The organism is Claveliimonas monacensis, assembly GCF_014982975.1.
Lineage (GTDB): Bacteria > Bacillota > Clostridia > Lachnospirales > Lachnospiraceae > Claveliimonas > Claveliimonas monacensis.
Map to the genome: position 1 here is coordinate 1 of NZ_JADCKL010000017.1, position 12,810 is coordinate 12,810.

9 protein-coding genes are annotated in these 12,810 nt (G+C 53.9%); all 9 read left to right on the top strand.

Annotated elements, in window-relative coordinates; genetic code table 11:
* Positions 1-393: 393 nt before the first annotated feature.
* The gene (locus INF30_RS13800; protein WP_226395629.1) at positions 394-1,188 is read left to right on the top strand and encodes a hypothetical protein; all 795 of its coding nucleotides are present in this window, start codon (positions 394-396) and stop codon (positions 1,186-1,188) included.
* Between the two features lie 145 nt (positions 1,189-1,333).
* Positions 1,334-2,440: a PTS transporter subunit IIC gene (locus tag INF30_RS13805; RefSeq protein WP_033125183.1), complete on the top strand. Its 1,107-nt coding sequence runs from the start codon at positions 1,334-1,336 to the stop codon at positions 2,438-2,440.
* 154 nt (positions 2,441-2,594) lie between these two features.
* A complete protein-coding gene (locus tag INF30_RS13810) occupies positions 2,595-4,199 on the top strand; it encodes an amidohydrolase (protein WP_226395630.1) in 1,605 nt (534 codons plus the stop codon).
* 189 nt (positions 4,200-4,388) lie between these two features.
* Entirely contained in the window at positions 4,389-5,501 is a 1,113-nt protein-coding gene (locus INF30_RS13815; RefSeq protein ID WP_226395631.1) for an MFS transporter, read from the top strand.
* A 19-nt stretch (positions 5,502-5,520) separates the two neighbouring features.
* Positions 5,521-8,235, top strand: a complete 2,715-nt coding sequence (locus INF30_RS13820; RefSeq protein WP_226395632.1) for a translation factor GTPase family protein — start codon at positions 5,521-5,523, stop codon at positions 8,233-8,235.
* Between the two features lie 73 nt (positions 8,236-8,308).
* Positions 8,309-8,812: a transcription elongation factor GreA gene (gene greA / locus INF30_RS13825; protein ID WP_033125196.1), complete on the top strand. Its 504-nt coding sequence runs from the start codon at positions 8,309-8,311 to the stop codon at positions 8,810-8,812.
* 17 nt (positions 8,813-8,829) lie between these two features.
* Positions 8,830-9,561, top strand: coding sequence for an amino acid kinase family protein (locus tag INF30_RS13830; RefSeq protein ID WP_226395633.1), 732 nt, complete (start codon positions 8,830-8,832; stop codon positions 9,559-9,561).
* Positions 9,562-11,310, top strand: a complete 1,749-nt coding sequence (locus INF30_RS13835; RefSeq protein ID WP_076779114.1) for a sensor histidine kinase — start codon at positions 9,562-9,564, stop codon at positions 11,308-11,310.
* Complete coding sequence (locus INF30_RS13840; protein ID WP_226395634.1) at positions 11,270-12,793, top strand: response regulator; 1,524 nt, start codon at positions 11,270-11,272, stop codon at positions 12,791-12,793. The genes INF30_RS13835 and INF30_RS13840 overlap by 41 nt, the downstream gene beginning before the upstream one ends.
* Positions 12,794-12,810: the final 17 nt, after the last annotated feature.

Below are 12,810 nucleotides of genomic sequence, written 5' to 3' on the forward strand. Positions count from 1 at the left end.
GGACAGTGTAAAGAACTTCTTACCATCTCATGTAAAAAAGTCGTTACCGCATGATGTAAAAAAGATCTTACCACGTCATGTAAAAAACTCCTTACCCTGTGGCTGTAAAATCACCTTACCACGCACACCGTTTTAACCGTACATATCCTTACACAGCTACGGTTAAAATCTGGAAAAATCATCTTCAACCGTATAAATTTGTGAAGAGTACGGTTCTGATCTCAAAAAGCAAATTCTAACCGTACAATCTCGTGGAAAGGTACGGTTCTAATCTTGAAAATCAAATCTTAACCGTGCAGGACCCTTAAAAAGTACGGTTCAATCATTAAAAACCAATTTCTAACCGTGAATCCAATGAAAGTATAAAATTGCATAGCCCTGAGGAGGAAGCATATGGCTGGTTTGAGAGAAATGTTGCTGAAGGAGCAGAGCAGACTGGAAGAAATCCTCAAAAAGACAGAAGAGCGGATGAAAGATGCCCCGGAGGGATCGCTGCGGTTATCCCGAAGCGGGAAATCCGTACAGTATTACCGGTGCATGCCGGGAAAACAGAAAAATGGCGAGTATCTTCCGAAAGCAGAGGGGCAGCTGGTCCGCAGGCTGGCGCAGAAATCTTATGATCAGAAAGTGGCGAAGCTGGCCGGGAGAAGGCTGGCCCAGATAAAAAGAATGGTAAAAGATTATGAAGATGATGAAATAGAAAGCCTTTTCCTGAATGAACATATGGAGAGGCAAAAACTGATCCGCCCGGTGGAACCGACGTGGGAACAGCGTCTGGAAGCGTGGATAAATGAAGAGTACCTGCAGAAAGAATTTCGGGAAGATGTGCCGGTGATCTTAACGGAACGAGGGGAGCGGGTGCGTTCCAAATCGGAAAAGCTGCTGGCTGATTACTTCTGGCGAAGCGGCATACTGTATAAATATGAGCGGCCATTGCACTTGAAAGGCTTCGGCATCGTACATCCGGATTTTACATTCCTTTCCAGAAAGACAAGGCAGGAAGTGTACTGGGAGCATGACGGCAGGATGGATGACCCGGTATATGCCCAGCGGGCAATCCGGAAAATACAGGCGTACGAGCAAAATGGGATATATCCGGGAGAGAAACTGATCCTTACATTTGAAACCGAGAAGTCAGTATTGGATCTGAGGATGGTCAAAAGACTTGCGGAGAAGTATCTGATATGAAAAAGTGAAATAGGTTTCGATTAAAGAGGCTGGGAAACAGGAGAGGAAAGGATTGACAAACTTTCCGTATGGCGGTAAACTGAATATACATGTGTCTTGACACTTGTATATTCACTATATTTTGTTAAAGGAATGGGAGTTTGTTATGGAAAAAGTAAAATCTTTTCTGAAACGGAAAAATATCGTTATCTCGGCTAAGCGGTACGGGATAGATGCCCTGGGCGCCATGGCCCAGGGATTGTTCTGCTCACTGCTGATCGGCACGATCCTGAACACCATCGGAAGCCAGTTCCACATCGGATTTCTGACTGCCCAGATCATCACCATCAACGGTGTGGGCTACACCATTGGCGGTATGGCCTCCTTCATGAGCGGCGCGGCCATGGCGGTGGCAATCGGGTATGCCCTCCAGGCGCCGCCCCTGGTGCTGTTCTCTCTGGCTACAGTGGGATATGCCTGCAATGCCCTTGGACAGGCAGGCGGACCTCTTGCAGTACTGTTTGTGGCTATTATCGCCGCAGAGGTGGGAAAGGCGGTCAGCAAAGAGACAAAGATTGATATTCTGGTGACGCCCATTGTCACAACTCTGGCGGGCATTGGTGCGGCCTGGGTCATCGCACCGCCCATTGGCCTTGCTGCCAGTGCTTTTGGGCAGCTCATCATGCAGGCAACGGAGCTGCAGCCTTTCCTGATGGGGGTCGTGGTGTCTGTGCTTGTGGGTGTGGCGCTGACACTGCCCATCTCCTCTGCGGCTATCTGCTCTGTCCTGGGACTGACCGGGCTTGCGGGCGGGGCCGCTGTGGCGGGCTGCTGTGCCCAGATGGTGGGCTTTGCGGTTATGAGCTTTAAGGAAAACAGATGGGGCGGCCTGGTGAGCCAGGGGCTCGGCACATCCATGCTGCAGATGCCCAACATTGTCAAAAATCCACGGATCTGGATCGCGCCAACCGTGACCTCAGCGATTACCGGCCCTATTGCCACCTGCATCTTTAAACTACAGATGAACGGCGATGCCATCAATTCCGGTATGGGAACCTGCGGCCTGTGCGGACAGCTGGGTGTGTGGACTGGCTGGATCGCGCCAAGTGACGCAGCAGTCGCCAACGGAGCAGTCGCCATGGCGCCCTCTGCCTTCGACTGGTTGGGACTGATCCTGATTTCCTTTGTGCTTCCGGCCATACTGGCCCCGGCCATCAACCAGGTGTGCCGGCGCATGGGCTGGGTAAAAGACGGCGATCTGACACTGTCATAGATTTTGTGCTGATAAAAGCAGAGAGAAAACAGGGCGTTTCGGCTTTGAGCAGAAACGCCCTTTGCCATGAAGAGATTGACAGGCGGCAGAAGAAAAGAGTATAGTTATTTCAAAATGCGGCAATGGTGCTTCAGGTTGGAGGTGTAGCAGGTTCATGGACAGTTGTATCTATGAAAACGGGAAGATTTTTACAGCAGATAAGGACAATCTCTACGGGGAAGCCATGTTTGTGGAGGATGGCCTGATCCGCAAAGTCGGGACGGCAGAAGAAGTGGAAGAGATGGCTCCGGCGGGATGCGGCCGGGTAGACCTTGGAGGACGCCGGGTGATCCCCGGATTTGTGGACGCCCATATGCACCCTGTCATGCTGGCAGATTTCAGCCGGCAGATCTCAGCCCTGCCGCCTAAGATCCACTCCATAGAGGAGCTGGTAGAGGCAGTGCGGGAAAAGAGACAGGAACAGGGGCCTGACAAATGGATCCAGGGCTGGGGATACGATGAAGGGAAATTCGCAGAGCGGCGATCCATCACCCGCTGGGACTTAGACAGAGGATGCAGCGATGCCCCGGTGTCCGTGATCCGCACATGCGGGCATATCCGCTGTGTGAACAGCCGGGCGCTGGAGCTGGCGGGAATAGACCGCAATACGCCGGACCCGGACGGAGGAGAGATCGAGAGGGACGAAAATGGAGAGCCCACAGGTGTGCTGAAGGAAAATGCCAGAAATCTCGTGCTCCCCTTTATGCCTGTGCCCGATAGGCAGGAGAAAGTGGAGAATCTGACAGAGCTTGGCAGGCTTCTCACTTCCCAGGGCATTGTGGCGGTGACGGATATGGGCAACCTGGACAGCGGGGACAATTATCCGCTTTACCAGGAGGCGGCCAAAAAGGGATTCCTCCAGGAAGTGGGCGTGTACTACATGTGGGATTTCTTTATGGATGATCCGGACTTTTCGATCCCCAGGGAACGGTTTGACAGGAGGCAACAGATCTTTGTCTGCGGGCTTAAGCTCATAGGGGATGGCAGTGTCTCCGGGCGCACTGCATGGATGGCAGAGCCCTATCTGGGGACGGATTCCTGCGGGATCTCCGTGTGCAGCGACAGGCAGATGGAGACTGCTATCCGGTTCTGCAAGGAGAATCGCTGTCAGCTTTCCATGCATGCCATGGGCGGCAGAGCCATTGAGCGGGTCGTGGACCGGGCAGCCAAAGAGGAAAAGTGGAATGACGGGCCGGAGCCCTATGTGCGGGTAGAACACATTACAGATCCGTCTGCGGACAGTGTATGGAAGGCGGCCCGGAAGGGCATTGGTTTTGTGACCCAGCCCATTTTCCTGTATGCGGAGATCGAGAGCTATCTGAACAATCTGGGACCGGCATGGATGAAGCGGTGCTATCCGGTGCGTGACCTGCTGGACAGCCAGGTGAAGCTCTGCTTCTCTACAGACGCGCCGGCCACATCCTGGGCAGTTCCCTCGGATCCTTTCCCCAACCTCAAGGGAGCAGTGACCCGCCGGGCCTGGGACGGGACAGACTGCGGACAGGAGCAGGCTGTGGACATAGAGACGGCTATTATCCTATACACAAAAGAGGCTGCCCGGATGGCGGGATTTGACAGGCTGGGACAGCTGAGGGAAGGCTACAAGGCGGATTTTCTGCTTCTGGACCGGGATATCCTGGAGATCCCGGCTGAAGAGATCGATCAGGTGCAGGTGGAACAGACTTATATTGGCGGCCAATGCGCGTATCAACGGAGCTGATGGGCATTGATAGGGCTCGAATGTGTGGGCCCCGGCCGCCCCAGAGAGAGAAAAATATTTGAAAATCTATTTGACTTTTTTTAAAATAAAGTGCTAATATACGTATGTTGAGTAGCGGAAAATGCGTAAGTCCAAACAGGGCTTGCGCTTTTTTTGTGCTTTTTGAAATTTGATAAAGGAGTGATTTTTTTGTCTGATCAAACGAACCATGGAAAAACTCTGACAGTGAGCATTCTGTCCCTGTCTCTGCTGACGGTCATGGCTGGTGCGGCTGTGGCTCCTGCGCTGGGGGTCATTCAGGCACATTTTTCTGACACAAACCCGCTTTTTGTACAGATGATCATCAGCGTGCCGGCCCTGTTCATTGTCATTACCAACTTTATCTTCCCGAAGCTGTACAAAGTGTTCAGTGCCAAGACACTGGTGCTTATGGGCCTTTTGCTCTATACGGCAGGGGGCTGCGCGTCAGGCCTTTATGACAACATCTTCGCAGTGCTTGTCATGCGGGCGCTTGTGGGGATTGGCGTGGGGATCATCATGCCCCTGTCCACAGGTCTTCTTTCTTATTATTTCGCTCCGGAAAAGCAGGTGAGACTGATGGGTTACTCTTCTGCCATGAACCAGATGGGCGGCGTGATCGCCACATTACTGTCCGGCCTTCTGGCAAACATCAGCTGGCGGGTCAGCTTCCTGGTGTATCTGATGGGCCTGATCAGCATTGTTTTGTGCCTTTTCTATCTGCCTAATGACAAGATCACCCAGGAGACACAGGCGAAAGAGGACAAGGGGAAAAAGGAGACTGCTGGAGGCGTCGGTGTGTTTCGAGTCAATATCATGTACATCCTGGCTATGTTCCTTCTGATGTCCACCTTTTTTATCTACCCGGCTAATTTTGCGATGGAGACCATCTCTGAGGGGATCATCCCGCAGAATTACATTGCGGTCATCATGGCAGGCATGGATTTTGTCGCCTTCTGCGGCGGCCTTTTGTTCGTGCGGGCCAAGAGGCTGCTGGGAGAAAAGACAAAGTTCCTGGCGCCCCTTTGCTTTCTGATCGGATATCTGCTGCTGGCGCTTCTGGGCGGATGGACCGGCACGCTGCTTGGCTCCGTCTTTGTGGGCTTTGCCAACGGAGCAGGTATCCCTTACATCATGTCAGAGGCCTCCATGAAAGCCGGCAAGGCGGCGGCCACTACGGTGATGCCTCTGATCTCCGCGGATTCCAAGCGGAAAAGCAGAGTAAAGATTGTTTTATCGACTTACGCCCCTTTTTGTGCTATGATAATACAGTCATTATCTTAGTACAGAAAGGGGTATTTTCATGGAAAATACGTCTGAAAATATAGAAAAAAACGCAGAAATGCAGACCGCCGGACACCTCTGTGTGGGCCTTGTGGCTCACGTGGACGCGGGGAAGACGACGCTGGCGGAGGGAATCTTATACACCACCGGCCAGATCCGCAGGCTGGGGCGGGTGGATCACCGGGACGCTTTCCTGGACACGGACCAGATGGAAAAGGACAGGGGCATCACTATTTTCTCCAAGCAGGCGGAGACAGTGATCGGGGATAAGAAGGTGACCCTTCTTGATACCCCGGGCCATGTGGATTTCTCGGCGGAGATGGAGCGGACCCTGCAGGTGCTGGACTATGCGGTCCTTGTCATCAGCGGGGCGGACGGTGTCCAGGGACATGTGGAGACACTGTGGCATCTGCTGGAGAGATATCACATCCCGGTCTTTCTGTTTGTCAACAAGATGGACCAGGAGGGGACAGATGAGGAAAAGCTCATGGAGGAGCTGAAAAAGCGGCTCTCCGACGAGTGCGAGGATTTCTCGGATCTGGAAGAGTTTGATGAGCGGATGGCCCTCCACGATGAGGAGCTGCTGGAGCATTTCCTGGAGGGAAAGGCGCCGGATAGAGGGAGCATCCGCAGGCTGATCCGGGAGAGGCGGATTTTTCCCTGCTTCTTCGGCTCTGCTCTGAAAATGGAGGGAGTGGAGGCGTTCCTGGAAGGCCTGGGAATGTATATGGAGTACCCCGGGTGCCAGTCAGCGTTCGGGGCCAGAGTGTACAAGATCACAAGAGATGCCTCCGGTCAGCGGCTGACCCACCTGAAAGTGACAGGGGGATGCCTGCGGGTGAAAATGAATATGGACGCCTACATGGCGGATCCCGGTGAAGAGGGGGCTGCCGGCCAGCGGGTGACGGGACAGAAGATCGATCAGATCCGGATCTACGCCGGGAACAGTTTTCAGACGGTGCAGGAGGCCGGCGCCGGCATGGTCTGCGCTGTCACCGGGCTGGAGGGAACCTACTCCGGTCAGGGGATGGGATGTGAGACAGCCTCCGTCCTGCCGGTGCTGGAGCCGGTCCTGACCTACCGGATGCAGCCGCCGGGTGCCTGCGACGTGCACGGCCTGTATCTGAAGCTGAAGACGCTGGAGGAGGAGATACCGGAGCTCCACATTGTGTGGAGGGAAGAGACAAAAGAGATCCACACCCAGATCATGGGGGAAGTGCAGATCGATGTCCTTAAGTCCCTGATCCGGGAGCGCTTTGGAGCGGAGGTCTCCTTTGACGAAGGCAGCATCGTGTACAAGGAAACCATAGAGGACAGTGTGGAGGGAGTGGGCCACTTTGAACCCCTGCGCCACTATGCGGAGGTACATCTTCTGCTGGAGCCGGGGGAGAGGGGAAGCGGTCTGGAGTTTGACGTTTCCTGCAGCCGGGACATGCTGGATGTCAACTGGCAGAGGCTGATCCTGACCCACCTGGAGGAGAAGCAGCACAGAGGGGTGTTGACCGGGGCGCAGATCACGGACATGAAGATCACGCTCATTGCCGGGCGCGCCCACCAGAAACACACCGAGGGAGGGGACTTCCGGCAGGCCACCTACCGGGCCGTCCGCCAAGGGCTGATGAAAGCCCGCTCCGTCCTTCTTGAGCCCTGGTACGAGTACAGGATCGAGGTGCCCCAGGAGATGATCGGCAGGGCTATGAACGATGTCCAGAGGATGAACGGAAGATTCGACGCGCCCCTTGTGGGGGAGGAGACTGCGGTGCTGACAGGCAGCGCTCCTGTGGCCACCATGCAGGGATATATGCGGGAGGTGCTGTCCTACACCGGAGGGCGGGGACGTTTCTCCTGCCGGCTGCAGGGGTACGAGCCCTGCCACAATCCGGAGGAGGTCATCAGCGCGTCCCTGTATGATCCGGAGGCGGATCTGGACAACCCTTCTTCTTCTGTGTTCTGTTCCCACGGTGCAGGGTTCGTGGTGCCCTGGTATCAAGTGGAGGACTACATGCATGTGGAAGGGATGGAGACAGGGGAGGAAGAGCCGCAGGAAGAGATACTGACCGGGATAGAGGAGAGAAAGAGGCGCATCCACTCGGAGGTTATCGACGAGGAGGAGCTGAAGGCTATTTTTGCGCAAACCTATGGAAATGCAGGGCAGAAGCGGACCGGATGGAAGCGGACCGTCCGCACGCAGGACAGTACATATAAGGCAAAAGGGACGCCAAAGAAACAGGGCAGGGAGTACCTGCTGGTGGATGGATACAACATCATTTTCGCCTGGGAAGATTTAAAAGAGCTGGCAAAGGATAATATTGAGGCGGCCAGGAACAAACTGATGGATGTGCTCTGCGACTACCAGGGATACAGGCGCATGACGCTGATCCTCGTCTTTGACGCCTACAAGGTGCCCGGAAATCCCGGGGAGGTGCAGAAATACCACAACATTCATGTGGTCTACACCCGTGAGGCGGAGACGGCGGATCAGTACATTGAAAAGGCAGTCCACGACATGGCCAGGGAGCACCAGGTAACGGTGGCCACCTCTGACGGGATGGAACAGATCATCATCATGGGCCAGGGGGCCCGCCGCATCTCGGCCAGGGATCTTCTGACGGAGATCCATGAGGCGCGAAAGGAGCTGCGCGCCCTGCATCTTGATCCCGCCCCGAAGATGAAGAGATACCTTTTGGAGGATGTGTCTCCTGAGGTGCTGGAGGAGCTGAAAAAGAAGGAGTAATCCTCCTTTTCAGACAGAAAATTTATGCTATAATGGACATGGACTTACATGTCCGGAAAGGATGTTTTTCGAAGTGAGAGAACAGCTGACCAGGCAGGACGTGGAGAAGATCGAGAAAGAGATCGAGTACAGAAAGCTGGTTGTGAGAAAGAATGCCATAGAGGCGGTGAAGGAGGCCAGGTCCCACGGGGATCTGAGCGAGAATTTTGAGTACCATGCGGCCAAGAAGGATAAGAATCAGAACGAGAGCCGCATCCGCTATCTTGAGAGGATGCTGAAGACAGCCCGCATTGTGAAAGATGACGCGGCGGACGACGAGGTAGGCCTTGACAAGAAAGTGGAAGTTTATTTTGAGGACGACGACGAGACAGAAGTCTTTAAGCTGGTCACATCTGTCAGGGGAAGCTCCCTGAACGGGAAGATCAGCATAGAGTCCCCCATCGGCAGGGCGATCATGAAACACCGGGCAGGGGACAGAGTCTATGTGAAGGTCAATGACAATGCAGGTTATTATGTGGTGATCCGCTCCGTGGAGAAGACAGACGGGGAGGATGAGGACGCCATACGGAAATATTGATCCGGAGGAGGAGAAAGATGGATCGGATGATACTGGAACAGATAGAGAAAAAAGCGGAGGTGCTGACAGACGCCCTCCCCTATATCAGGGATTTCAACCGGCAGGTGGCGGTCATTGAGTACGGCTGCAGGAAATACATGAGCCCGGTGGGAGAGCAGGAGCTGATGCGGGACATTGCGCTCCTGAAAACAGTGGGCATGAAACCGGTGGTGGTGCACGGCTGCCCCATCGGCGTGGACAAGTTCCGGGAGAACAAAAGGATCGCCAAGCTTTTGGAGCTGTGCGGCACCAAGGCGGTGGGGATCTGCGGCATGGACATGGAGACGCCTGCCATCATGCTGGACAACGGTTATATTCCGGTCATCATGCCCAATGACATTGACACGGAAAATGTGGAGATCAACCCTATTGACGCGGCCCTGGACGCGGCGGTGGGCCTGAAGGCGGACAAGCTGGTCTATCTCTCCTCCCACAGAGGGATCTGGAAGGATGAGGCCAGGACGGAAGTGTACAGCCGCCTTACGGTTGCCCAGGTGCAGGAGATGCTGCAGCAGGGAAAAGTGACAGAGGGAGTGAGATCCCGGGTAGAGAGAGGACTGACTGCCATTGAGATAGGCGTGAACCGCGTCAATCTTCTGGATGGCAGGATGGAGCATGCCCTCCTTCTGGAGTTCTTCAGCGTGGCCGGAGTGGGCACGGTGATGATCCGGGATGAGAGCCGTCTGTATGCACATGAGAAGGATGAATAAATGAAAAAAGAAAGAAGCTTTCAGAGGAAGCTGCTGCCGATCATACTGCTCCTGGCGGCAGTTCCTCTTTTTCTTTTCTCTATTCTGGCCCTGGTCAGTCTGCGGAGTATCCTGATAGACCGCTACCAGGATCAGGTGGACAGTGATCTGGATCAGACGGAGAAGCTGCTGAATATTACACTGGACAGATACAGAGATGCGCTTGCCGCGGCAGGGACGGACGAAAAGTTCTGCCTGGCTGTGCAGAAAGTGCTGGAGGGGCAGGAGCCGGAGGCGGAAAGCAGAGGGGAAGTGGAAGAGCTGCTGGGGAGAATCTGCCGGCAGAGCACGGAAGCTGCAGGAATGACACTTGTCCTTGAAAACGGGGATTCATTTTACTACGATGTGTCGGCGGCGTCCGGACCGGAGGGTGGATGGATGGAGGAAGCTATGGCGGCCTGTGAGGGCTGGAAGGAGGATACAGACTTCTCTTTCTGCTGTCCGGTGCCGGATGAGATACAGACTGGCACAGGGAGTATTCATATCTTTGGTGTTTTCTGCCGTATTGTGTCTCCTGTAGATGGAGAAAGGGAAGGCACCCTTGTGGTCTGGCTGGACGAGAAAGTGCTGAGGAACACACTTGCCGGTGAAGACGGAATCCGGAGCTTTATCAGCGACGGGGATATAGTCATAAGCGCAACAGATCCTGGCGATATAGGAGGGAAACCGGAAGAGCTTTCCCGGGGAGACTACTATGTGCAGAGCATGATCCAGGAGGATACCGGGTGGAAGATCACAGAGCTTTACTCTCTTGAGATGTACCACTATACTCTGTTCAGCCAGCTTGCCTTTGAAGTTCTCATAGCTGTTGCGGTTATGGTGATCCTGGCGGTGATGGCATATCTTATGAGTGTGCCTTTGGTTCGCTCTGTCAGAAATATTGCGGGAGCCATGGCAGCGGCCAGAGAGGGAGACTTTTCTGTGCGGGTAGAGGAAAATCCGAAAAGTCCTTATGAACTGAACCGTATTGCGGAAGGCTTTAATGATATGGCTGAACAGACGGGAAGGCTGATTGTACAGCTTAAACAGTCTGCGGAGGAACAGAAAAATGCAGAGCTGCAGGCGCTGGAAGCCCAGATAGATCCCCATTTTCTCTACAATACGCTGGATACCATCAACTGGAAAGCCATTGAGAAAAATGAGATGGAGATCAGCGAGATGGTAGGGGCGCTGGCAGATATCCTCCGGTATTCTGTTATCAACGCGGGAGAGGAGTCGTCCATCCGCAGCGAACTGTACTGGCTGGAACAGTATGTGCTTCTGCAGCAGGAAAAGCTGGGAAAAGAGATCAAGATCAAAGTGGAGGCATCAGAGAGAATACAGAATATGAGGATTCACAAGCTTCTTCTGCAGCCATTTGTGGAAAACAGCATCCGCTACGGATTTCGGGGGAAGGAAGGAGAGTGCTGTCTGTACATTCGCATGACCTGCGAGGATGGATTTCTGCATATCCTGCTGGAGGATAACGGTCGGGGCATGGATGAGGAGACGCTTGACAGGCTGAATGACGGGACACAGACGTGGAGCGGACATGTAGGTGTGGAGAATGTAAGGAAACGTCTGCGGCTGTATTACTCTGAGCAGGCATATCTGCATTTTGAAAGCAGGCAGGGAGAGTCTGCCAGTGTTCACATTTATGTTCCTATACCAGAAGGAGAGGGTGATACATATGAAGATCGTGATCGTGGAAGACGAGGCGGCCATCCGTAATGGGCTGGCGGGTCTGCTGCCAAAGATCAGTCCGGACTATGAGGTGGCGGGAACGGCTTCCGACGGGATGGAAGGACTTGCTGTTATCCGGGAACAGCAGCCGGATCTGGTGATACTGGACATCCGCATGACTGGCATGGACGGTCTGACCATGCTAAGGACACTGCGGGATGAGGGCAATGTATGCCGGGCCGTGGTACTTTCAGCGTATTCGGATTTTGACTATGCCCGGACGGCTATAGAGCTTGGCGTGGAGAGCTATCTGCTGAAGCCGGTAAAAGTAAAGGAACTGAAAGCAGTGCTGAGTCTGGCGGAGAAACACATCCGGCAGGAGGAAGACGAGAAGGTCAGATACACACCAAAGAAAGCATTTCTGTCCGCGCTGACAGGGACAGAAGAAATGGATCCGTACGTAAAAAAGAAGCTGGAGGAAGAGTACGGCCTTCTGGCCGACGGACATATCGGCATCTTTATCATCTGGCTTGGAGGAGAGTATGGAAAGTATGAAGAGGAAGTGGGCCGGGCGCTGACGCCGCTGGGGGAGAGAAGCGGATACTTTTCGCTGTGTACGCTGGCAAGGGAAAAAAGGCAGCTTGTGCTGGCTGCTCTCTACCGGGTACAGGACAGAGAAAAAGCGACGGAGTATCTGAGAAAGGCAGCAGCGCCTATGCTCTCCGGTCTGACAGGGGGGAAGGCGGTCATGGCACTGGCGTGGTGCGGCGGATTGAAGGAGTTTCACGAGACTGCCGTAAAGCTCTGCGGGGCGCTGGACTACAGCCTGGCCGAGGGGACGGGAAAGCTTATTGTATATGAGGAGAGGGACGCAGATGTGCAGATATTCAAGTATCCCCTGGAGACAGAGACCATGACAAAGCAGGCGGTACTGCAAAGCGACGGGGAACTGAGGCGATGCGTCCGTAATTTTCTTGGATACTGCAGGAAAGGGCGGTTCCGGCCGCGGGAGGTCAAGGAAGGATGTTTCCGGTATTTCAATACCATCTGTCATACAGCGGAGGAGTACGGGCGCAGAGTCCCCGACGCGGCGGAAATGTCGCGCAGAATGGAACAGATCCTGGAGGCGGTGACGTGGGATCAGATCCGGGAGATTTTCGACAGGCTGCTGGATATGCTGGAAGAGAATATAGGCGGGAAGATGGAAGAAGAAAGCCTGCTTGTGCGGAAAGCCAGAAAGATGATTCTGGAATACTACAGCCAGGGGATTACACTGGAGGAGATTGCGTCAAAGCTGGGAGTCTCTGACGAATATCTGAGCACCCGGCTGAAAAAGGAGACGGGGAACACATTTACCGAGATCATAAAAAATGTTCGGATGGAACGGATCAAGGAACTTCTTGTCAGCACAAATATGAAGCTTGGGCAGATCGCAGATGCCGCCGGCTACTCGGATCCGAAATACATGAGCCGTATTTTCCGGGAAGAGGTAGGAATGCTGCCGCTGGAATACAGAAAAATGCATCTTTAGACAAAAAAAGATTAAAA

Coding starts and splice junctions, on each gene's coding strand:
- INF30_RS13805 (WP_033125183.1), top strand. CDS start 1,334: ATGGAAAAAGTAAAATCTTTTCTGAAACGGAAAAATATCGTTATCTCG.
- INF30_RS13810 (WP_226395630.1), top strand. CDS start 2,595: ATGGACAGTTGTATCTATGAAAACGGGAAGATTTTTACAGCAGATAAG.
- INF30_RS13840 (WP_226395634.1), top strand. CDS start 11,270: ATGAAGATCGTGATCGTGGAAGACGAGGCGGCCATCCGTAATGGGCTG.
- INF30_RS13830 (WP_226395633.1), top strand. CDS start 8,830: ATGGATCGGATGATACTGGAACAGATAGAGAAAAAAGCGGAGGTGCTG.
- INF30_RS13800 (WP_226395629.1), top strand. CDS start 394: ATGGCTGGTTTGAGAGAAATGTTGCTGAAGGAGCAGAGCAGACTGGAA.
- INF30_RS13835 (WP_076779114.1), top strand. CDS start 9,562: ATGAAAAAAGAAAGAAGCTTTCAGAGGAAGCTGCTGCCGATCATACTG.
- INF30_RS13820 (WP_226395632.1), top strand. CDS start 5,521: ATGGAAAATACGTCTGAAAATATAGAAAAAAACGCAGAAATGCAGACC.